Raw genomic sequence first — 23,097 nt, 5'->3', positions numbered from 1 at the left:
AGTGGGAGCATGATGCCTGATGATACAAATGGAAGAAACGGATAACCGGCTGATCAAGTCCGTCTCCTGCCAGGTGCAGGGGAGCGAATGCGTCATCAACTGGCATTGGCCAGAGTCGGTTCCCTGTGTCTACGTGCATAAATCGCGGCTGGATGAACCGTTCGATCCCTTTTTGCTCACGCAACGGGATGTAAAGCTGTACACCCGGGAGGAATACAAGGCAAACAGGGGCTACCGGGAGCCAGTCGAAGGAATCGGACGCTACGCCTATCGGATTTTCCCCTGCGAGCTGAGAGATGGCAAGCCGGTCATGCTCATTCCCGCAGGGGAGGATCATATCGGCCGCGTCAGCACGGGAAAGGCGAAAATCTATTATTCCGTAAAGCGCAGGAAGAGCTGGTTTCGCCCGTATCAATCGATTCAGATCCGGATTTTTTCCGAGCTGCCGATCTCCAGGGACGTGCTTTGCTACGTCAAAAAAGAAGGCTCCTACCCGGCAAACAAGGAAGACGGGACGCAGTACGCGTTCATTTCCGACCTGGAGCCCGGAGAGAACCTGATGCCGGAGATCGAAATCGGAAAAAACGACTACATCCGGCTGTTTTTTACCGACGGAAAAAAATACGGGGAACTCTACGAACTGATTCCCGAATAGGAGGGAACGGAGATGCTTACGTTTCTCAAAAACATGTTTGACAAAAAGCCGCCCCAGAAGGAAAGGCTTCCGTTTTACGATATCGTCTGCCCGTACTGCTTTTCCAAGTATTCTCCGGAAGAGGTGGTCTTTCGCGCGGCTCACCACCGCGAGGACGACGAGGACTACGCCCTGCAGGAGGACGTGATCCTCAACCAGTATCGAAACAAGTTCGGCCTGGACGACATCGAGGAGATCGAGGCCGTGATCCACCCCGAGACAATTCCCGAGGAAAACCGGATCGTCGTCGACAACGTGCTGGTCGGCCTGACGGACAAGTACGGTGTCGTCACCAAGCGGAGGCTTTGCCCCAAATGCCACAACGAGCTGCCGATCACGGCCGGCAAAGCCCCCAGCAACATCATCTCCATCGTGGGTGCCTCCCAGGTGGGCAAATCCGTCTACATGACGTCATTGATCCATACCTTGCAAAACACGACGGCCAATCACTTTAACGCCGCCTGCATGCCGCTGAATGCCCAAATCAGCCGGAAGTTCCGGGAAAACTACGAGGCACCGTTGTTCGAACGCGGGCAGCTTCTTGACTCAACGCAAAAAGAGAAGCGGCAGGAGCCGTTTATATTCCAGTTCATCTTCAAGGACAATGAGCGCGCACCGCTGATTCTCGTCTTTTTTGACGTCGCAGGCGAGGGCATGGTCGACCGGGAGTATCTGGAGATTTATGCGGCCCACGTGAAAAATTCCTCGGGCATCCTGTTCCTCGTAGACCCGCTGCAGATCCGGAAGATTCGCGACAAAATCCAGTTGAATGCAGGGGATGAGCCCGGAGAGTTTACCGCCAAGTACGACGAGCCGCGCGAGGTTGTCATCACCATGTTTGAAAACTTCATCGGGTACGAGCAGGAAAGCAAGACGCACATCCCGACGGCAGTCGTGCTGACCAAAAGCGACATGCTGCACCTCCTGAAGGAAGAGGACGGGGAGTACATCAAATCCAACAGCAATGTGTTCCGCAACTATGTTCATGAGAAGCATTTGAATCTGACCGAGTTTGAAAATATCAACGGGGAGATTCGCCGGTTCATCGAAAAAGTGGATCGGCCGTTCAAGGACGCGCTGGATGTCTACTTCACCAATACCGCCTTTTTTGCCGTATCCGCATTGGGAAGCAATCCGGTCAATCAGAAGGTGAGCGGAGTCGTCACGCCTGTCCGGGTAGATGAGCCGTTTATCTGGCTCCTGCACCAACTGGACTACATCGAGGGGAGAGAGTGATTGTGACGCGGCATTTGATCGAGCAGCAATACTACACGCGCGGGCGCCAAGGCATTTTCCGCTCCAACGAGGGGTACGATACCGTCGCCAAATCCCCGGGGCTGGACAATTCGTTTATCAAGAAGACGCTCCACCCGTTCTGCGTATACGACGCCCCGCGGGAGCTCCAGGAGAGAGAAGCGGACCCGCGGGAGTACCCAGATGCGCTGATCTGCTTCCGGGCCGAGACGGGGGAGCTGGTGATCGGTCAAAGCGTGTATGCCGGCGCCGATTTTACCGGACAGCGCAATACGTTTTTTTCCCACAACTACGTGATCCCGGCCCTTCGCCGGGACGAATTTTGCCTGCGCCCCCGCAAAATCTTCGGAATCGAAGGCTTTGACCGCAAGCATGACGAGACGGCGGGGAAGGAGTTGCCATCGCTTGAGGACATTCCGTACCGGGAGGGCGATCCGGGAGACAGGAAGCGGGCACTGGCCCGGCTCGGCGTAGATGAACGGACCTTCAAGCAATTGCTGTACGCCGTCATGATGTCGCTCTCGGCGAAGAAAAAGGTGTTTGTCAGCCTGGACGGGGAGGTTGGAGCGGCGGCCGCTTCCGCGAAGGAACTGATGGAAATCCTCTACGGCTGCCTGCCTTACGAAATGCGCAGGCATATCGGCTTTCTGACCTACAGCAACGAACCGCAAAGCAAGAAGCACATCAACGTCATGTTTGTGCAAAAAGGCAGCATCCGTCCCGGAGCCGGCCACATCGACAAGGAATTTTTGTTCGATCTGCCAAACAAGCGCATCTGGAATGCCGATTTGCAGGAGGGCGAACACGAATATCTCGATTTTGCCTGGACGTATCTGAATGAGCCCCATGTGCTGGCGGATTTTTATCAGTTCGCGGAAGAGGTGCTGGCCGGCGACGAGAGCGGAGCTGGCTTGCGGCTGGCTACCTATTACGAGCTGTGCCCGCTGTTTCTGATCGAAAAGGGCAGAATGGCCGTATACGAAAAGAACCGCGCAGCTGTATGGCAGGTCATCCTGAATTATGTGGAGAATGGCCAACTGAAAAACAAAAAGCGGCTGCAAGAGCTGCTCGTCGGCCTGTTTCGCGAAGAAAAAGCGGCTGTCGCGGCCCGCGTGCTGCCTGCTGGCGAGCTCGTGCGGCTGATCATCCAATCCGGCCGCGTCGTCGAGCCCCGCAGCAAGCAAAAAGAGATGGTATTGTACCTCATGGACGTGCTGCTGAAAGGCAGGCTGATGCAGCCCGGGAAGTACTTAGGCGAGGTGTACAAGCATCTGGCCGCCGAACCGGAGATGTTTTCGCTGGTCATGAGTACGGCGTTGCGGCATGAGCAATTCGTGAAGCCGCTGTTTGAGGAGTATCTGGCCAAACGGCTGGAGGCTGCGCTCCGCATCGAGGACGTATTGAAGGAAATCGGCTTCTGGGCTGAACATGCGCCGGAGGCATTGCGAAACCCGTTCTTCAAGGAGGCGACGCGCAACAAGCTGCTCGCGCAGTTTCGCGGAAGCGGGCAAAAAACTGATGCAGCATCCCAGATCCACCGATTTTTCCGGAAGTCGCGGGAGAGCAGCGACTACGCCCGGGAAACGCTGGACGAGATCGACCGCTGCCTGTTGAAATACGTCAACCTGGAGACGCTGTCCCGCGAAGACTTTGAGGGGATCGTCGAACTGTTGGAGGATAAGCCGCAAACGTTTGCCAGAGAGCTCGATCTGGAAAGCAGGGAAACGTACGATCTGCTGATGAATCTGGCTGCGCTGGAGCAGGCCGAGGTGATTCCGCCCCCCGAGGAGTTTTTCCGCTCCTTTGACCCGGACGAGATCGACAAACAGCAGCGCCTCTTGAGAAGGATCCTGGGGGAAAAGCTGGACCAACGGAGCTTTCCGATGGTATGGCTTGCGTTTTATCAGGCAGACTCCCAGCCGATCCACGATACGCCGTATGACAGAATGCTTTCCTTTGTCCATGAAAAGGGCGGGGAAGAAAGCGTGTATCCGTTTGTCCAGTGGACGATTACGGAACGCAGCTTCTTCCACGGGAAAGCCCTCGCGCCCGGTTACCGAGCGGCGCTAAAGCGGTATTTCCTCGAAGACAAGGGACAAAGGCTGCGCGACAAGGCTTGGCGGAAGAAATGGTACGCCGTTCGAAACGCCGACTTTCGGAGGGTGCTGGACGAGGTGCGAAACGAGAGCTCGAATGGATTGGTGCGCCTCTTCCGGCGGCATACAGGCATCATGGTCATCGGCACGGCCCTGCTTGTAGCCGGAGGCTCTGTCGGCGGTGTTATGCTCTATACGTCAAAACAAACGACGCCAGCCACCGGAGAAGCAGGCCACCCTGCATCTGGAGGCGGGACCGGCAACCCCGGTACAGGCGTGTCCGTGCCGGGCAGCGGTGAGGCAAGCAATCCGCCTGTTCGGATCTACGGACCGATGCTGCCTGCTGGAAATGGTACCCCAGCGGGAGATGCCGGGAATGCTGGAAATACCGGGGATGCCGGAAATGGTGGAAGTACCACCGGAAATTCTGGAAGTACCGGAAATGCTGGAAATAGCGGAAACGCTGAAAACACGGGAAATACCGGTAATACCGAAAATACGAACAGTCCCGGGGATACTGGCAAAACCGGAAGTGCCGGTACTACCAAGGATGAGTCAAATGCCGGAAGCTCCGGCACCGGGGAAAACGGTCCAAATACAAGCCCGACGCCAAAAACAGGCGATGGGCAGTCCTCGCCGTCGCCCCCTTAGGCACTGCCTACAGGCTCCGGATAGCGGTAAACAAACGTACGACGAACAATCCGTCACGAACCGCCGGTACAGCAAATTATACGCAAACAGACGCACCAGCAAACATACCGTACACAAACCAAAGCTGCCCATTTTGACGTGCAAGCTCGAATGGAAGCAGCGCACTACGTCATTGCAAAACCAAATAAACAGCAAGCCAAAAGCCGTGACCAGAACAGTCACGGCTTTCTTTTTGGTGCGCCCAGCATGGGCGATAGCTATAGGGTGAAAGTCCCGAACGGGGGTTGGCTGTACCAACCGTTAGCTCAAGGCAAGGGTGTCGACCGCGAGGTCGAATCTGAAGGAAGCCGGCGGCAAAATCCCGACCTGAGGTACACGAACCCAATTTGAGGCTGTTGTATCCGGGCGAGTCTGCCAAACAAGACAAAGCCCCATACAGCCAAGGGATACAGTAGTAAACTTGGGCAGGTACATGGGATGAAAGTTATCGTTCTTACCTGGGGAGGTCTGCATGAAACGCCTTCAACTGTTGGTAACCGTCTCCGTAAGGAGACGCTGAACATGCAGAAGTCAGCAGAGGCCATAGTACCCGAGTAGAGGACGCTTGAATGGGGAAGGGCCGAACATCAAGTCAGCATGCGATCCATGTCTTTTGATACGGTACGTCGAAGCAGAATTCTGTCAAGGAACTACTTTTGAAGAGCAGGGGTGAAGCCCCGAGGGTACAAAAGAGGGCTGAGTATCGTACAGCAAGCACGGAGTCCGCATGTGCGAAGGAAGGAACATCATTATGGATTTGCTGGAAAAAGTCTTATCACGGGAAAACTTACGGATGGCACTCCAACGAGTGGAGGAAAACAAAGGTGTCGGTGGAGTCGATGGTGTTTCAACCGAACAACTACGCGATTATCTACGTGAACACTGGCAAGCCATCCGCGAGAAGATGGAAAGGGGAACCTATAGACCTTCACCTGTTCGCAGAGTCGAAATCCCGAAACCTGACGGTGGTGTAAGGTTATTAGGCATTCCCACCGTGGTAGACCGCTTTATTCAGCAGGCCATCCTCCAAGTGTTAACGCCGATCTTCGACCCCACCTTCTCGGAATCTAGCTATGGGTTCCGTCCAAAACGTAGCGCTCACATGGCAGTAAGGAAAGCGCAAGCGTATATCTCCGAAGGATATCGTTTCGTGGTGGACATCGATCTAGAGAAATTCTTTGATCGCGTAAATCATGATATTCTAATGAGCCGTGTGGCTCGAAAAGTTCAGGACAAGAGAATTTTAAGACTGATTCGTTCCTACTTGAATGCGGGGATCATGATAAATGGCGTCTGTACAACATCAAGTGAAGGAACACCGCAAGGTGGGCCGTTAAGCCCACTTTTGGCAAATATCCTACTTGATGATTTGGACAAGGAACTCGAAAAGAGAGGCCACCGTTTCTGCCGCTACGCAGACGATTGTAATATCTACGTGAAAACAAAACGGGCAGGGGAACGAGTAAAGAAGAGTATTCAAAACCACTTGGAGAAGGTACTAAGGCTAAAAGTAAATGAGGAGAAAAGCGCGATAGACCGACCATGGAAACGAAAATTCTTGGGCTTTAGTTTTACCTTTGCAAAACAGACAAGGATTCGCATCCACCCCAAATCCCTCCTCAAGCTAAAAGAGAAAATCCGCACGATCACGAATCCGGTGTGGAGCATCTCGATGGAGAAGCGGATTGAAAGAATAAATCAGTACCTCATGGGCTGGATTGGATATTTCGCCCTTGCAGACGCGAAGGGCATTCTACAATCCATTGAGGAATGGACAAGGCGCAGGCTCCGTCTTTGTTTGTGGATGCAGTGGAAACGCGTGAGAACCAGATATCGAGAACTTCGTTCTCTTGGCATATCTCACGTAAAAGCCATTGAAATTGCAAATACCCGCAAGGGTGCATGGCGTACCACAAAATCTCCGCATATACACAAAGCCCTCGGCATTGCCTACTGGCAACAACAAGGGCTGAAAAGCTTAGTGCAACGATATTCTCAAATTCGTCAAGCTTGGTGAACCGCCGTATACCGAACGGTACGTACGGTGGTGTGAGAGGACGGGGGTTAGTCGCCCCCTCCTACTCGATTGTAAAACAGGGATGCACGCTGGCGGCCCTACATCCTCGTTGCCGCCAGCCGTTTGGTCTGCCCGGCCAGATACAGCAGGAACACCAGCAGAACAAGACCCTGGGCAATGATCGCGCCGCTGACGGTTGTGCCGAGATAGATGATGACGTAGTAGATACCCGATCCAACCAGCATGAGCGCGTTCTCGACAAAGTTCTGAATGGCAATCGTTTTTCCCGTACCGACCATCTTCTTTCCTTCCTCCTGCAGGACGGTGTTCATCGGGACGATAAACACGCCGCCCATAAAGCCAACCAGGAGCAAAAACAGGATGGCAACCGCCGTGATATGAAACAGCGGGAACAGCAGGATCAGCACAAACATCAGAAAGCCGTACATGATCGAGCGGTAAAACCGCTGCAGCGGAATCAGCTTGGGAGCGAGAAACGCACCGGCGATAATCCCGATGGATGTCGTTGCCAAAATCAGCGAGACCGCAGAGCTTTTCGGATCGATCCCGAGCGCGATCGGAATCCAGGCGATAACCGCTACGCGAAGGACCGAGGAGCTCATCCAAAAGGCGCCTGTTCCGACAATGGCGAATCCGGTCTCCGGCTTTCTGAGCAGCTGCCGGAAGTGTGCAAAGAACAAACGGGTTTCCGTGCCGTAGCGAATCATCGCGTTTCCGTTGATCCTCGGGATGTTGAACGTCATCAACACGGACAAGCCGTACAGAACCAGACAAATGGCGGACGATACGAGGGTGGGGGTCATGGCGGCAATCGCGCCGCCGCCCCCGATCCCGGTCAAAATGGCGATGATCGTATACGCTTCGATGCGGGCGTTGGCATGGAAGAGCTGGTCTTCATTTTGCGTCAGCTCCGGCAGGATGCCGTACTTGGCGGGAGAGTAGACGACCGCCCCCACCCCGACGGTAAAGTAAGCGAGCATCAGCATCAGGATACTGCTTTGGTCAATAACCAGAAGAATCAGGACACCCAGCACCTTGATCAGATTGCCAACCACCAGCACGAGCGACTTCGGATGCTTGTCGGCGAAAGGCCCCACGAGCGGGGCCAAAGCGATATAAGGAAGAAAGAAGGCCATCGAAACAAGCGCCAGCATCACGGGTGAAAAGCCGTTGTCCTGCAGCAAATTGGCGATGACAAACAGGATCATGTTGTCGGCAAAGGCAGACAGGAACTGGGTAAAGTAGAGGGCCTGCAGCGGTCGCATTCGATTTTTCATCATGCGGGTTCTCCTTTTTCAGCCATTTGTTTCAGCGTGACGTAGTCCGTTTTTCCGCTGCCAAGCAAGGGCAGCGCTTTGGTCCAGCGGATGGAGGACGGGAGCAGCAGGGGAGAGAATTGCTTCTCCGCCAGGTAAGCCCGAAGCCGATCCAGCTTTGCCGTTTCATCTGTCGTGTAGAGGAGAATGCGCTCTCCTTTGCGAGCGTCGCTGATCGTGACGGTGGCAAAATCGGAATGGCCAAAGCACTGGGCAGCCAGCTCCTCCACGAGATTGAGCGAAACCATCTCTCCGCCGATTTTGGCGAAGCGCTTCAGACGCGACTGAATGGTCAAATATCCGTCGGCATCGGCTTCCACGAGGTCGCCTGTGTGGTACCATTCCTCGCAGGGAATAAACCCTTTGCCGTGAATCAGGTAGCCCTTCATGACGTTCGGGCCTTTGACGAGCAGCTCGCCGCCTTGGGTGATGCCTTCTACCTGCTCTAGCTGGTATTCCATGCCGGGCAAGAGACGCCCGACCGTACCCGGCTTGTTGGCCAGCGGCGTGTTCAGCGAGAGGATCGGGGATGTCTCTGTCGCACCGTAGCCTTCGAAAATGCGTACCCCGAATTTGTCCATCCACATCTGCCGTACATCGGGCTTCAGCTTTTCCGCTCCGGCGAAAATATAGCGGAGCGAGTAGAAGTTGTACGGATGAGCATATTTGCCGTAGCCGGCGAGGAATGTCGATGTCCCGAACATGAGCGTGATGTTCTGGTCGTAGCACAGCTCAGAGATGACCTTGTAATGAAGCGGACTCGGATACAGATAGGCCGGAATGCCCGCGATGACTGGCAGCATCGAACCCGCCGTCAGGCCAAAGCTGTGGAACATCGGCAGCGCGTTTAAAATCTTGTCCTGGTTCGTCAGATCGATCACGCTTTTTACCTGCATGATGTTGGCGTACAGGTTGGTATGCGTCAGGACGACGCCCTTCGGCTTGCTTTCGCTGCCGGAGGTAAACAGGATCAGCTCGTTTGTCTCAGCCTTTGACCGCTTGCCGGTCAGGTAGGAGACCAGGGCGGAAAGCTTGTTGCCTGTCGTAGCGGACGCCTTGACATCCTCCAGGTAAACGATGTGTACGCGCCCTTCCAGTCCGTCAATCAGATGCTGCAGCTTTCCTTTTTCAATAAACACGCGGGAGGTCAATACTGTTTTGATCCCGGCCGTTTCGCAGCAATCCAGAAGCGAGCGGATGCCGAGCGAGAAATTCAGGATCGCCGGGGTCACGCCGATCCGGAACAGGGCAAACAGTGTAACCAGATGCCCGACGGATGTCGGCAGGAGCACACCTACCGTCCGCTCGCCTTTCAACAGGTTCTGCATTTTGTCGCCGAGCAGATAGCTGCCGATGAAAAGCGTCCGGTAGTTGATGGACGATGTCATGTCTTTGGCGATGACGAGCTTTTTGCCGTGAATCCTGGAAGCCTCCAGCGCTTCGTTGAACATGTTTACATTCTGTTTCATCCGAGCCTGGAACAGCTCGCGCTGCATCGTGCGCAGGATCAGGTCGCTTCCGGCTGCCTTTTGCTCCCGCATCGAGACGTTTTCCTTTTTATGCATCGTAAATGGAGTGCCGACCGTGATGTCTACCTTCGGGAACCAGACGATGCGCAGCTTGCCTTTCAGATACGAGAATACGGAGCGCTCGAGGCCCTGGATGATGACCGGGTAAACGGTAGCGCCGGTTCGCATCGCCAGATAGCCTACGCCGCTGTAGATCTTCATCAAGCCGCCGGTTGTCGTGATGCGGCCTTCCGGGAAGATGACCAGCGAATCGCCGTTTTTGACGACGCGGATCATATGGCGAATGGAATAAGGATTCATCGGGTCAACGGTGATATGTTTTCGGAAACGCAGGAAAAGTGAAAACTTTTTTGCGATCTCTGTATTGGCTACAAAGGTCGTGTTGGATGGAAGGCAGAAGGACAGGAGCACCGCATCCAACAAAGAGACGTGATTGGGAATGATGATGCCCGGCTGGGAGAGATCCAGCTTGCCGAGGCCATGGACACGCGGGCGAAACCAGAGCATCAGAAGCCATTTGATAAAGGTATAAATGAGAACCATCTGAACCACACCTTTTCTTGTGATAAGGACCGGTCTTGTTAGTTCTCATTCTACGCGGCGCCAGAAGTAAAAAAAGTACCAACTTTCATTGGTACCTGGTCATAAGACTACCGGATAAGGCTGTGAGGAGCTGGAAAGCCGCTCAAAACAGCTTTTTTTGTTTGGCCTTGGCCGCCGCTTCCTTGCTCGTTTTGACGCCCATTTTTTTCAGGATGCGGTTGATGTGGTTTTTGATCGTGCGCTTGGTGATGTGCAGGGTCTGCTCAATCTGGGATTGCGTCTGGCCCTGGTGGATGAGCTGCAGGATGTCCTTTTCCGCCGGAGACAGCAGCTTCTGGTCCTCGCCGCTTTTCAGCCGCATGAATTCGTTTCGAAGCGCGGCGGCGGCGGTGGGATGGATGGCGGACTGGCGCTGATAGGCGGCGCGGATCGCACCGGGTATTTCCTTGAAATTGGACTTGCTGATGTAATTGACGACCGCCGCGGCGGAGAAGGATTCGACGATGACCTCCTCTGCCGTCAGCGAGGTGAGCATGATGATGGCCAGCTCGCGGCCCATCTCCGTCAGCGCCAGCGCGGTTTCGATCCCGTCGAGATTGTTCTCGGTCAGGTTGATGTCCATCAGCACGACGTCGGCTTCGCCGTCCTGAAACCAGGCGAGCGCATCGTCCTTGGCGGCGGCCTCGCCGACGATGGAGAGATCGGCCTCCTTGCTGATGAAATCAATCAATCCCTTTCGCCACACAGGGTCGTCCTCCACGATATAGACGCGGATTTGTTCCATGGGTCTCCCTCCTTTTCACAGGTGCTTTCTTTATTCGACTGACTCCACCCGCTGGTGCGGGAAGTACAAGAAGACATTTGTTCCCTCGTCCTTGACGCTGTAAATTTCCAGGGTGCCCTGGTGTTTTTGCATCACGTTGTAGCAGTAGGAAAGCCCGAGCCCGAAGTTTGTCCCCGTCTTCTTGGTCGAGAAGAAGGGATCGAGTACATGCGGAAGGTTTTCCTTGGCGATCCCTACGCCGGTGTCGGCTACGGCGATGACGAGGTGTTTCTTGGATAAAAACAGGTGCAGCGTTAGCGTGCCGCCCTGCTTCATCGCCTCCAGGGCGTTCATGGTCAGGTTGATCAAAATCTCGCGGACCTGCACAGGATCGCAGCGAAGCAGCCACTGGTCGTCCAGCTCTGTCCGGATATCCACCTGCTGTTGTTCCGCGAGGGGGCGCAAATTTTGCAGGACGTGCTCGATCAAGGCGGCGGGCTGAATCGTTTCCTCGCGCAGGGCAATGTCCCGAAGCTGCCCTTGGATGCGATTGACCATATCAAGCAGGTGGGAAGTGGACTGCTTGATCACTTGTATATCTTCCTGCAGGGCAGGCTGGTTGGTTTTCTCCGCATAATCCTGCATCCGTTCCGTGTAGAGCGAGATTTTTCCCACTTCGTTTTTGATGGTGTGGTTAATGATTTGCGCCCCTGACGTCATCGCCCGGAGTGTGCTGTCCAGACGACGTTTTTCCACGCGCCATTTGACTCCGAGAAAGCCGTACTTGACACTGATCACCAAAATCAGAAGAAACTGAATTCCGACGATCAGACTGTTGTACCTCCAGGCTTCATAGTGGTTTTGCGTCCGCATCACGTAAATGGTAATAAACACCAGAAGCACCGGGAAAATGACGAGAATATTGGTAAACAGCCTGCTCTGTTTCACGAGCGGGTCTTTTTCCTTTTTGTACAGCAAGATGAGGATCAGACTGGCGGCGATAAAATACGGAATCACCCATGCCACCATCAGCCAGTAGTCAAACTGCAGCACCGGGTAGATCGGTGTGATGAGCAGCATGATCAGGGGCGGGAGCAGAGCCGCATACTGGAGAATGGTCTTGGTCTTTTGCCGCAGAAAATCTCCGGAGTGTACGGCGAACATGAGAAACGCGTAAGGCAAGCCCACCTGACAGATAAAGGACGAGACCCTGCTGGCCATGAGCAGCGCGGCGGACAGGGCAGCGGAAAGCGGAAACGAGTCCTTTACGAGCGGCAGGAGCGTCTCGTCGAATACGGCGGACAAGAACCCGCATCCTCCGACGAATGCGGTGGCGCTGGCCCAGCGTGTAGACGTGTTTTTCGGATCCGTGTACAAGACAAAGGCCCCGAAGGCCCATATGGCCAATAAGATGAGAACCATCATGGCGGCTTTTCTCCTGTCATTTGTATAGATTCCATTATACCGTACCGGAGCGGCAGGCGCCTTATTGGCAAGGTTCTCTTTTGCGGAAACTTTTGCTTCGCCCCGTCCAAAATCAAGCGGAAACAAGCATGGCTGACAGAGAAAAGGAAAAGCGCCGGCAAAACGCTTCAAGCTTTCTGATGGACAAATAAAAACAGGCCCCTTTTTCTACATGATAAGTAGAGAAAGGAGCCTTTTCCTTTGCTTCGTGCTTCTCTATTTTTTTACCGGATCTTTCGGAACAAGCTCAAAAATCTCATGCGACTCCATCGTGTCGATGAACCGGGAAAGCCAGTCGTAGTAAGCCAGTGCGTTGTCTATGCGGGTGATGCTTCTCTCCACGCGCGCCTTTAAATCTTCGGAAAGCTCTTCGTTCTGGAGCAGGGATTGGAGCTCCAGCCGGGACTTTTTCATCGCATGCACATTTTGCTCGGAAGCAGCTCTCCATTTCAAGGAGAAGAAATCAATAAAGGTCTGGTGCCAATCCAGATTGACCTCGTAGTGATCCTTCCGTGTGCCTTTTTTCCAGATTTTGTCCACCATCTGCAAATCCATCAAGGTGCGGACACCTGTGCTCATGCTCGTTTTGCTCATGCCGAGCGCTTCGCCCATCTCGTCCAAGGTCATGGCTTTATCCTGAAACAGCATTGTGCCATACAACAGACCAGTAGACATCGTAATCCCATACAGCTCCATGTTCTTGGCTAGTGTCTCGATGACTCGTTCCTGGGCCTTATTCAATTTTTCTTCATGTTTGTCTTCCATTTTGAAAAGAGCAGCTCCTCTGGTCAATTTACCTGTTAACGATTGTACTAATGAAGTTTGCGAAAGTAAATAAACGAATCTTACCGTATATGCTAGATATACTGAGAATACGGAACAAAAAGTACGTAAAGTTTTTTCTGAACAAAGATTACGCTCGAATATGGCCCCTTACCAAATTTGTGGAAACAAAGGGCCGACCGATACAATAAGAGGGTCAGATTCGTGCGAACAATTTATTCGGAGGTGACGTTATGCCAAAAATCAAGGTAGAGCAGTTGACGAAAGTATTCGGGCGTCAGCCGCAGCGCGCCCTTCCTCTTGTAAAGCAGGGTAAAACCAAGCAGGAGATTTTGAAGGAAACCGGTCTGACCGTCGGGGTCAACCAGGCCAGCTTTGAAGTAGAGGCGGGCGAAATCTTTGTCATTATGGGATTGTCCGGGAGCGGGAAGTCGACGCTGGTGCGGCTGTTGAACCGGCTGATTGAGCCTACAGAGGGAAAAGTTCTGATTGACCATGCGGATATCGTGCAGATGAACGAACAGCAGCTGCAAGAGGTCAGAAGAAAAAAACTGGGTATGGTCTTTCAAAAGTTTGCCCTTTTCCCCCACCGGACCGTATTGGAGAACGTAGAGTTCGGTTTGGAAATACAGAATATTCCAAAATCTGAGCGCGAGCCGAAAGCGCGTGAAGCTCTGTCGCTTGTCGGGCTGGCCGGCTGGGAAGACAGCTACCCGGATCAGTTGAGCGGCGGGATGCAGCAGCGGGTGGGACTCGCCAGAGCGCTGGCAAACGATCCGGATGTGCTGTTGATGGACGAAGCGTTCAGTGCGCTTGATCCGCTCATTCGCAAAGACATGCAGGATGAGCTTCTGGAATTGCAGGCGACGATGCAAAAGACGATTATCTTTATTACGCACGATCTGGATGAGGCGCTGAAGATCGGGGACCGGATCGCGCTGATGAAGGACGGGACGATCGTTCAGATCGGAACGCCGGAAGAAATTCTGACCAATCCGGCCAATGAGTACGTGGAGAAATTCGTGGAAGACGTGGACCGCTCCAAGGTTCTTTCTGCCGAGCACGTGATGAAGCGGGCCCAAACGATTACGCTAGACAAGGGGCCGCGGGTCGCCCTGCAGCTTATGAGAGACAGCGGCGTCTCCAGCCTATATGTGGTGGACCGCAAAAAAACGCTGCTTGGCGTAGTGACGGCCGATGCGGTGAATACGGCCAAGCAGGAGTCCTTGACGTTGGAGTCTGTGATGCGAAAAGAGATTCCGACGGTCTCGCCAAAGACATTGCTTCACGAGCTGTTTGACCTGGTCGCTTTTTCAGACATTCCGGTAGCAGTAGTCGGGGAACAAAACCGCCTGCTCGGTGTTGTCGTGAAGGGCAGCGTGTTGGGAGGTCTGGCAGGGAAGGTAAATCCGGAAGTGGGCAGCACTCCCCATGCCGATCAGACTGCCGCTGCGATGGAAGGTGCGAATAGCGGTGAGAATGCAGGGACGAATGCGATGAATCCTGCAAGCTTGAATGCAAGCGCGAATACGCGTGTGAATATCGGTGTGAACAAAAGCGAAAACAAGCAGGCTGCCGCGGACGTGAAAACGGATGAGGATCATGCTTTCGCGGAAGAAAGGCAGGTGAAGTAGGATGGGAGAGCTTTTTCCTAAGTTGCCGGTAGACCGTTGGATAGAAAATGTGGTTGATTTTTTGGATGATCATCTGGGCATCGTCTTTGACATGATTACGACAGTGATCGGCGGTCTTGTCGATTTGTTTGCCCTGTTGTTTTCGGGGTTGCCGTCGTGGCTTTTGATCATCGTCCTGGTGCTGCTCGCTTATCGTGCAGGAAAATGGCCAATCGCCCTGTTCTCGTTTATCGGACTTCTTCTGATCGAAAATCTGGGGTATTGGGAGCACGCCATGGATACCCTGGCATTGGTTATGACTGCTGGTCTTATCTCTGTCATTATCGGTATTCCTGTCGGGATTTGGTGTGCGCGAACGGATAGCGTCCGCAATGTTGTGACGCCTGTTCTGGATTTCATGCAAACGATGCCGGCGTTTGTCTACCTGATTCCGGCGATCTTCTTCTTTGGTCTGGGCAAAGTGCCCGGGGTCATCGCCTCCGTTATTTTTGCGATGCCGCCGACGATCCGGCTGACCAATCTGGGGATCAGACAAGTGCCAGCCGAGCTGATCGAGGCTTCGGATGCATTCGGCTCCACGGCGTGGCAAAAGCTGGTGAAAGTACAGATGCCGCTTGCCAGACCAACCGTTATGGCAGGTATCAACCAAAGCATCATGCTCGCGCTGTCCATGGTCGTGATCGCGTCGATGATTGGTGCCAAAGGACTCGGGGCGGACGTGTACCGCGCCGTTACCCAGATCAAGATCGGTGCAGGCTTCGAAGCCGGTCTGGCAATCGTCATCATGGCCATTTTATTGGATAGGATCACCCAAAGCATGGGGAAAAAGAAAAACGCCTAGGAGGGGTCTTCATGAAAAAGAGATGGAGCACAGGAATCGCAGCCGTATTGGGAATTAGCTTGCTGATGGCAGGCTGCTCGGGAGCGCCATCCGCGGAGCTGCCAAAAGATAGCCAGGGCGGCCAGTCCGCAGAAGGTTCAACCGGCGGTTCCGGCGGTGTCGGAGCCCAGGTCGACTACAAAATCATCGGGATCGATCCGGGTGCTGGCATTATGAAAGCGGCAGAAAAAGCCATCGAGGAATACGACCTGAAGGATTGGGAGCTGGTCGAGGGCTCCGGTGCCGCGATGACCGCCGCTTTGACACAGGCGTACAAGGACAAAAAGCCAATCATCATCACAGGCTGGACACCGCACTGGAAGTTCTCCAAGTATGAGCTGAAATACTTGAAGGACCCGAAAGGCGTGTTCGGAGCAGGTGAAGAGATTCATACGGTTGTGCGTAAAGGGTTGAAGGAGGATCAGCCAAGCGCGTATGCTTTCCTCGACAATTTCCATTGGACGACCGAGGACATGGAAAAAGTGATGCTGGACATTGCAGACGGGAAAAAGCCCGAGGAAGCAGCAGCCGAATGGGTGAAAAACAACGAAGAAAAGGTAAACAAGTGGGTTGAGGGCATTCAGCCTGCGGACGGCAAGAAGATTTCCCTGGCGTATGTAGCGTGGGATTCGGAAATTGCCAGCACGAATGTCGTCAAGACCGTTCTGGAACAAAAGCTGAAGTACCAGGTCGAGCTGAGCCAGGTGGAAGCAGGTCCGATGTGGGCTGGCGTAGCCAATGGCGATGTGGACGGAATGGTAGCGGCATGGCTGCCGACCACTCACGCCGATTACTATGAAAAGCTGGGTAAAGACGTCGAAGACCTGGGCGCGAATCTGGAAGGAACCAAGGTTGGACTCGTCGTTCCTGCTTATATGGACATCGACTCGATTGAGGATTTGAAGAAGTAAGGACAAATCCGGTGAGAAAAGGCTAGGTAAGCGAGCAAGTAGGGAAGCGGATAAGCAAAAAAGCAAATAAGTTAGCGGGTAAGCAAGTAAGAGTGAGCAAGTAAGTGAGTAAGTAAGCAAACAAAGATGCAAGCAAGGTATCTAAAAGAAAGACAGCCCTGTTCCCGATTCATTCGGGTGCAGGGCTGTACTTTTTTGTATTTATAGACCTGGAAGCTGCAGAGGTGAGGAAGCTAAGGAACACGGAACACGACCTACCCGGGTTACTTCGGAAACGCGACCGTGACCTTGAAGTAGTCTCCGTCGATCTCAATCTCCAGACGTCCTCTCTGGAGCTCTACGATGCTTTTGGCAATCGCCAGACCGAGGCCGGAGCCTTCGGTATGCCGTGATTTGTCACCCCGTTTGAACCTCTCGAACAGTTCTTCGGCATCGAAGTCGATCTCGTAGGCGGAGACGTTTTTCATGGTGAGGATGACTTCTGCGTTTTGCTCGGACAGGGAGACGTACACGCGCGTATTCGGCATGGAATACTTCAGCGCATTGACGATCAGGTTTTCCAGCACTCTCCACGTTTTGTTGCCATCCAGCTTGGCAAACATCTGCTGCTGCTCGACCTGCACGCGGAAGGTGAGCGAGGACTCCTCGATCTTGTCACTGAACTCCGCCAGGGCCTGATTCAAAAGCGAAGCCACGTTGACGTTCTCCACCTGCAGCTCCACCGCTCCGCTGGCCATCTTGGACGCCTCGAACAGATCGTCGATCAGCACCTTCAGCCGCTGGGTCTTTCTGTCCAGCACCTCGATATAGCTTGCGACCTCTTCAGGCTTCAGATTTTCCCCTTTTAAGAGATTGACATAGTTGACGATAGAGGTGAGCGGCGTTTTCAAGTCGTGGGAGACATTGGTGATCAGCTCCGACTTGAGCCGTTCGCTTTTTATCTGGCCTTCGACGGATTCCTTGAAGCCTTGCTTGATATTGTTCAGGTTGTCGGCCAGGCGGGACAGGTTTCCTTTTCCTTTGCCTGTCGCGATGATCTGGTGGTCCAGATTTCCGGCTGCCATCTCTTCGGCACCGCGGAAGATTTTGTTCATCAGGCTGATTCTCCTGAGAATGTACGGAAGCACGATAGTGACGTAAAACAGGCAGTAAGCTCCTGAAACCAACAGAAAGAGCTCTTCGCGACGATCAAGGGAAATGAGAGCGACCAATGCGCTCACGGGAAAGGCAAGCGACAGGCCAACCATCAGGATGAGCTTGACCAAGATGTTTCGATTGGCCAATACATCCGTGAGCAGTTCACGGTATTTGACAAACCAGCTTTTCTGCCATTGCCGCTGCCACAGCTCTCGGTCCCGTAGCATCCGAGCGGCCTCTATCAAGCAGAGCGTAACGTAGGCTGCGGCGAACGATTCCAGCCCGAGGATAATGAGCTGCTCGGGACGAAGAGGCAGCGAAAAAAACGAGACGGAGATGGCCAGCACAACCGCGCAGAAGACGGCAAAGAACAGCACGAAGATTCGCAGGTCAACGGGAATGCGCCGCAGCAAGAAGAGCGAGCCTTCGACAAAGGAGAGCTCGGCTGCGCGCTTGCGCAAATACAGGAACAGTCCGACCGCAGCTACAGCGGTGATGACGAGCAGGGCGCATTCCTTGAACAGCCTTTCGCGGATCGCCGCATAATACTGCGCGTTGGAGTGGATCAGGCTGTATCCTTCCACATTTTTCGGGACGTAGATGATCCCTTCCCAGTGATTGGTTTGAAAAAAGTGATTGATCCAACGGAAGCTGTTATCCGTTTCGTTGTCGCTGTTAGGAAAGCGGATGGAATAGACAGAGTTGGATTTCAGTTCTTCCACCGAAGGAGGGGTCGGTACATTGGTGTACACCTCGTCCCTGTTCTTGTTCACGATGTAGTAGCGGAATGACCCGCTCCGCAAAGCGATGCTGTCCTCCAGATCCCTGTATTCCTGGTCCTTTGCGGCAACGGCTTGCTTCACCGCTTGCCGGAACGATTCTTCCTGAGACTGGCGTATCTTTTGCAGTTCCTGGTCTCTTGCCTGTTCCAGCTTGGGGACATTCGCCGCTTTTCCGGAAGCCTCGGCTTCCGCGATCAGTGAAGCGTAATGCTGGTTGATTTCTTCCATTTGCCCCGCAGAGCTGCTCGCGAAATCGCTCTTGAGCTGCTCGTATTGATCTTCTCCGAGCTTCTCCATATCTGTTTTGTCGGGATACCCCCGGTAGTTGAAATGAAGCCTTTTGACCATGTCGATAAACTGGCTGAGCTCCTCCTGGAAGCCATTTGTCTTGTAGTAGCGGTCCTGTTGAAGGTAATCGGTCCGCAAAGCGATGTCCGCCGACGCCAGGAAAGAAAGAGAGGTCATACACAGGAACAGCAGGGAAACCAGAATCAGCCCCAGCTTATTTTTCGATTTTGTATCCAATTCCCCATACCACCTTTAAATATTTCGGTTCCTTCGGGTTGATCTCGATCTTTTCCCTGATTCTTCTCACATGTACAGCCACCGTATTTTCGGCGTTCATGTACGGTTCCTTCCAGACCAGCTCGTATATTTCTTCAATGGAGAAGACACGGCCCTTGTTTTTCATCAGCAGCTCGAGGATTTTGTACTCCGTAGGGGTCAGGCGAACCTCCTCGTCATCGACAAAAACCGTCTTGGAGGTCGTGTTGAGGACCAGCCCCCTGACGTGAATTTCGTCTTCGCTCGCAACATACGTCCCCAGATGGGTATAGCGCCGCAGCTGCGATTTGACCCGCGCTACCAGCTCCATCGGGTTAAACGGCTTCGTTACATAGTCGTCCGCTCCGACGTTAAGCCCGAGGATTTTGTCCGTATCCTCCGATTTTGCCGACAGCATGATGATCGGAATGTTTCGGCTTTCCCGGATGGCAAAGGTCGCTTTGATCCCGTCCATCTGCGGCATCATAATATCCATGATAATGAGGTGCAAATCCTCGCTGTTTAACACTTCCAAAGCTTGAAGTCCGTTCTCCGCTTTGAATACCTTGATGTTTTCGTTCTTGAGATAAATTTCGATCGCGTCGCGGATTTCTGCTTCATCGTCCACGACAAGCACATTATACTTGGACACGCCAGCTTCCCACCTTACGAATCTTTCTTGTGTCTGTTCATTTCCCGAACCGAGGAGATATTTCTATCATACCGGGTACTTTTTACAAAAGGGCTTTGAAAATCCTTACAAAATTCTTACGAAAAGAAATGATAGGCGAAAAAGAAAACAATGACCCGCAAGACAGGGCACCTGGTAAAGTGTCCGGCTTGCGGGTCAAAGCTCAACATTCGGATCATAGCTCAGCAATTTTCCGATGATGCTTTTTTATGGCAAACAATGATCGTGCAGAATTGTGCTGCGTTTTTATCAGCCGTAGCTCGCATAGGCGATAATGCCTTCTTCTTCGTCTAGAACGAGTTCCAGTCTGGCCGAATAAGGATCGCGGTGCATGTACGTCTGCAGCCAATAACGGATCGCTTCAATAATGTTGATTTTGATAAAGATCTGCTTGCGGTCGTTGGCGTACACTTCAGCGGAAAAACCGTAGTCCTCGTCCCACATCAGCTCGACGGCAACCTCTTGCGGCTGAATCTGCTTTTTGCTCGCCACATGCATGCAAATGGCGTTTATAATGTCCTGCTCAAGAATTTTTATCGTTTCCATGTATCCCATTCCTGCTTTTTACGCTGGTTTTTAAAGAGCAAGTAAACCTTCCGGATCACAGCGATCAACACGATGACCGCGAGGATGTTGATCATGAATCCGAGGATGGAGCCGAGTACGCCCAAATCGCTGAACAGGCTGCCAAACAGCAATCCTGCCAGACCGCCGACGAGCAGGCCTTTCATGAAACCGCCTTTGCTCGGTGCAGCAGTAGATGTATTTTTTACCGGTGTTGTGGAATTCGTGGTGTTGTTGTTCGTCGTCGCATTTACATTGGAATCCGCTTTGTTCGGCGTCGTTTTTGTAGGAGCGATAGACTTTTTGCCGGATTTGTAGCCTTTGGCATCGGCGTGATCGGTTACAAAGCCAGTTGGAGCCAGTACAAGGACAAACGCAATGACCAACATCAGTAATTTTTTCATTATAGGAAAAGTCATCTCCTTTTTATTTTCCGTCTATATATAAGTCTATGATTATTTTCCGGCTTATTCAACCGGTATTGATAGTAAATGATGATTTGTCACAGATTGTATGATATTTTTTTGTTCGCAAAATAGTCCTCATTTACTACGCTCAATAGGTTATGAGTATGTTATTATAATTTTGCTATAGTATTTTTAACCTAATTAAAAATTCTGAAAAAGGCAAACCCACTGAAAGGCGGGGACGCAAAGCCACGGGTCTAAGGCTGCATAAAAATGCGGCTACGACAGCCGGGTTGCCAGACCGAAGCAAAGAAGCTGTCGGAATGGCAGTCTTCTTTTTTTTGTGCCCAAAAAAGAAGGCAGGTCGTCGCGTGTAGGGGGATAGGGAGGGATCATATCCATGGGAAACAGTCTCAAGCAAAAACTGATTGTGGTGATGAGCATCCTGCTAATTATCAGTTTGATTTCTGTATCTGTTGCGAGTTACTGGAGCTCCTCGAGTATTCTGGAAACGAGCCTTGACAAGGAAGCCGAGCTGAGCGCAAAAAATCTGTCTGAACAGATTGAAACGTTTTTTAACAGCAAAATTATCATTCTCGAAACGATTTCCAAAATGATCTCGGAAGACAACGATCAGGCAAAGGACCTGAAGCTGATTCAGGACGCCCAGAAGCAACACCCGGAGTTTGAAACCTTCTTCTTTTCCTACGACCTGACCGGAAACCGTGTCATCAACTTCAAAGGCGAAGTGACACAGGTTTCCGACAGGGAGCACTTTCAGGCTGCGGGAAAAGGCGAAGGGAAAGTGATCATCTCGGAGCCGGTCGTCTCCAAGCGTACCGGCAACAATATCGTGACGATCATCGTACCGCTGATGAAAAACAACAAGCAGTACGGGTACATGGGGTCTACCATCCCGATCAACGAAATTCAGACAACCGTTTCCGAGGAAACCTTTGGGCAGACAGGCTACGCTTTCCTCGTCAGTCAAAAAGGAACCTATGTCTGGAATCCAAATGAAGAGTTGATCCTGAAGGAGTCTCTGGCTACTACCGATATTCCGCAGCTGCAGGAGGCTTTCCAAGCGATCCAGAGCGGCGGAGAGGGAACGGTTCAGTACGAGGCGGATGGCAAGGAAATGTTCGCATCCTACGCGTCTACTGACCAACACTGGGGGGTATTTATTGCCGCTCCATCTGAAGAGCTGCATGCCCCTATCGCTGAATTGATGGTGAAGCTGTTGATCATCTCCGGCGTCGCTATCGTTCTCGCTATCGCCGTCGTTTATGCCGTGGCAGTCAGCATGGTCCGGCCTATTCAGCGTCTGAACCAGGTGGTGCAGGTGGTGGCGAAGGGCGACTTGACCAATAGCGTGACCGTGCAAGGAAAAGACGAGATCGCCGTGTTGTCCCGCGATTTCAACCAAACGGTGAATCATTTGAAGGACTTGATCCAGGGTGTCTCCCTGTCTTCGGATGAGGTGCTCTCCTTCACGAAGGAAGTATCTGCCGGGATAGATCAAGCGACCCAGGCAGTAAACCGGATCAGCAGCTCTGTTCAACAAATTGCTGACGGCGCCGCAGCGCAGGCTGGCAGTGCGCAGGAAGTCGCGCTTTCGATGAATGATATGGCCGTCGGCATCGTGAAGATTGCGGAGACATCCTCGCGGGTATCGGAATCTGCGCAGGAGGCGGCCAAACAGGCGGAGCAGGGCGCTACGGTGGTAGATCACGCCGTGCAGCAAATGACGAGTATCGGAGAGGGCACTGCCAAGGTGTCGACAGCCATCGAAAAACTGCATGCGCGGTCCCAGGAAATCGAAAGCATTCTTGACACGATCAGCGGGCTGACCTCACAGATCAATCTCCTCGCCTTGAACGCATCGATTGAAGCGGCACGGGCAGGCGAGCATGGCCGCGGCTTCGCGGTTGTAGCGGGTGAAGTGAAGAGTCTGGCGCATCAGTCTGAAGAATCGGCGGCGAAAATCGCTCAGCTGATCCAGGAAATCCAGCAGGATACCGCGGAAGCAGTCGAGGCGATGGATGCCGGGAATAAAAACGTGAAAGACGGTGTTGAGCTGATCGAGGAAGTGCGAGCCATTTTTGATCGCATCATGAGCGCCTCGCGCAATGTAGCAGACCACATCCTCGAAGTCTCCGCCGCTTCGGAAGAAATGTCGGCCGGTTCGGAAGAGGTAAGCGCATCGGTGGCAGAAATGCACGCCATCGCCAACCATGCATCCGAGGATGCAAAAAATGTGGCGGAAGCGACACATCAACAACTGCGTACGATTGAAGATATTGCCGAATCCGTCGGCAAGCTGCAAGATGTGGTGGATGAAATGCAGAAGAGGCTTGGGAAATTTACGCTGTAGCCAT

The 23,097-nt window shown here is 52.9% G+C and carries 17 protein-coding genes and 1 riboswitch; of the genes, 8 read left to right on the top strand and 9 right to left on the bottom strand.

Going from position 1 to position 23,097, the window contains the following annotated elements:
* Positions 1-19: 19 nt before the first annotated feature.
* From NSQ24_RS25035 to ltrA, 4 genes are all read left to right on the top strand, one after another.
* Complete coding sequence (locus tag NSQ24_RS25035) at positions 20-655, top strand: hypothetical protein (RefSeq protein ID WP_003388644.1); 636 nt, start codon at positions 20-22, stop codon at positions 653-655.
* A 12-nt stretch (positions 656-667) separates the two neighbouring features.
* Complete coding sequence (locus tag NSQ24_RS25030) at positions 668-1,930, top strand: hypothetical protein (RefSeq protein ID WP_122958304.1); 1,263 nt, start codon at positions 668-670, stop codon at positions 1,928-1,930.
* A gap of 2 nt (positions 1,931-1,932) precedes the next feature.
* Positions 1,933-4,695, top strand: coding sequence for a hypothetical protein (locus tag NSQ24_RS25025; protein ID WP_339166849.1), 2,763 nt, complete (start codon positions 1,933-1,935; stop codon positions 4,693-4,695).
* Positions 4,696-5,485: 790 nt separating this feature from the next.
* Complete coding sequence (ltrA, locus tag NSQ24_RS25020; protein ID WP_024985202.1) at positions 5,486-6,751, top strand: group II intron reverse transcriptase/maturase; 1,266 nt, start codon at positions 5,486-5,488, stop codon at positions 6,749-6,751.
* 98 nt (positions 6,752-6,849) lie between these two features.
* Here ltrA and lplT read toward each other — a convergent pair whose 3' ends face one another.
* The 5 genes from lplT to NSQ24_RS24995 form a co-directional block, all read right to left on the bottom strand.
* Positions 6,850-8,049, bottom strand: coding sequence for a lysophospholipid transporter LplT (lplT, locus tag NSQ24_RS25015; RefSeq protein WP_122957995.1), 1,200 nt, complete (start codon positions 8,047-8,049; stop codon positions 6,850-6,852).
* Entirely contained in the window at positions 8,049-10,160 is a 2,112-nt protein-coding gene (locus tag NSQ24_RS25010; RefSeq protein WP_003388637.1) for an AMP-binding protein, read from the bottom strand. Before NSQ24_RS25010 ends, lplT begins: the two co-directional genes overlap by 1 nt.
* A gap of 142 nt (positions 10,161-10,302) precedes the next feature.
* Complete coding sequence (locus tag NSQ24_RS25005) at positions 10,303-10,944, bottom strand: response regulator transcription factor (protein ID WP_003388636.1); 642 nt, start codon at positions 10,942-10,944, stop codon at positions 10,303-10,305.
* A 30-nt stretch (positions 10,945-10,974) separates the two neighbouring features.
* Positions 10,975-12,348, bottom strand: a complete 1,374-nt coding sequence (locus NSQ24_RS25000; protein WP_024984501.1) for a HAMP domain-containing sensor histidine kinase — start codon at positions 12,346-12,348, stop codon at positions 10,975-10,977.
* A gap of 255 nt (positions 12,349-12,603) precedes the next feature.
* On the bottom strand, positions 12,604-13,152 hold the full coding sequence (locus NSQ24_RS24995) for a hypothetical protein (RefSeq protein WP_003388634.1): 549 nt from the start codon (positions 13,150-13,152) through the stop codon (positions 12,604-12,606).
* 251 nt (positions 13,153-13,403) lie between these two features.
* Here NSQ24_RS24995 and proV point away from each other — a divergent pair, with 251 nt between their 5' ends.
* Genes proV through NSQ24_RS24980 form a run of 3 tightly spaced genes read left to right on the top strand, consistent with a single transcriptional unit; the run spans position 13,404 to position 16,595 of the window.
* Positions 13,404-14,804 (top strand): glycine betaine/L-proline ABC transporter ATP-binding protein ProV, encoded by a 1,401-nt coding sequence (proV, locus tag NSQ24_RS24990; protein ID WP_339166847.1) that lies wholly within the window; start codon positions 13,404-13,406, stop codon positions 14,802-14,804.
* A 1-nt stretch (position 14,805) separates the two neighbouring features.
* Positions 14,806-15,645: a proline/glycine betaine ABC transporter permease gene (locus NSQ24_RS24985; RefSeq protein ID WP_024984499.1), complete on the top strand. Its 840-nt coding sequence runs from the start codon at positions 14,806-14,808 to the stop codon at positions 15,643-15,645.
* A gap of 11 nt (positions 15,646-15,656) precedes the next feature.
* Positions 15,657-16,595 carry a glycine betaine ABC transporter substrate-binding protein gene (locus NSQ24_RS24980; protein WP_003388631.1) on the top strand — a complete coding sequence of 313 codons (939 nt, stop codon included), beginning with the start codon at positions 15,657-15,659 and terminating at the stop codon, positions 16,593-16,595.
* Positions 16,596-16,858: 263 nt separating this feature from the next.
* On the opposite strand, the gene NSQ24_RS24975 is transcribed toward NSQ24_RS24980, so the two are convergent.
* The 4 genes from NSQ24_RS24975 to NSQ24_RS24960 all read right to left on the bottom strand — a co-directional run bounded on the left by NSQ24_RS24975 (position 16,859) and on the right by NSQ24_RS24960 (position 20,716).
* A complete protein-coding gene (locus NSQ24_RS24975; RefSeq protein ID WP_327926043.1) occupies positions 16,859-19,039 on the bottom strand; it encodes a sensor histidine kinase in 2,181 nt (726 codons plus the stop codon).
* Positions 19,017-19,709 (bottom strand): response regulator transcription factor, encoded by a 693-nt coding sequence (locus NSQ24_RS24970; RefSeq protein ID WP_039071575.1) that lies wholly within the window; start codon positions 19,707-19,709, stop codon positions 19,017-19,019. The genes NSQ24_RS24975 and NSQ24_RS24970 overlap by 23 nt, the downstream gene beginning before the upstream one ends.
* Before the next feature lie 288 nt (positions 19,710-19,997).
* Positions 19,998-20,294: a YxcD family protein gene (locus tag NSQ24_RS24965; RefSeq protein ID WP_003388627.1), complete on the bottom strand. Its 297-nt coding sequence runs from the start codon at positions 20,292-20,294 to the stop codon at positions 19,998-20,000.
* The gene (locus NSQ24_RS24960) at positions 20,282-20,716 is read right to left on the bottom strand and encodes a hypothetical protein (protein ID WP_003388625.1); all 435 of its coding nucleotides are present in this window, start codon (positions 20,714-20,716) and stop codon (positions 20,282-20,284) included. The genes NSQ24_RS24965 and NSQ24_RS24960 overlap by 13 nt, the downstream gene beginning before the upstream one ends.
* A gap of 211 nt (positions 20,717-20,927) precedes the next feature.
* Positions 20,928-21,020, top strand: a riboswitch (cyclic di-GMP riboswitch).
* A 99-nt stretch (positions 21,021-21,119) separates the two neighbouring features.
* Between NSQ24_RS24960 and NSQ24_RS24955 the strand changes: the two genes are divergently transcribed.
* Positions 21,120-23,093: a methyl-accepting chemotaxis protein gene (locus NSQ24_RS24955; RefSeq protein ID WP_003388623.1), complete on the top strand. Its 1,974-nt coding sequence runs from the start codon at positions 21,120-21,122 to the stop codon at positions 23,091-23,093.
* Positions 23,094-23,097: the final 4 nt, after the last annotated feature.

Origin of the sequence: Brevibacillus sp. FSL L8-0520, assembly GCF_037963895.1 — a bacterium.
GTDB classification, from domain to species: domain Bacteria; phylum Bacillota; class Bacilli; order Brevibacillales; family Brevibacillaceae; genus Brevibacillus; species Brevibacillus borstelensis.
The sequence above is the reverse complement of the archived record's forward strand: the minus strand, read 5'-3'. Positions and strand labels throughout refer to the sequence as shown.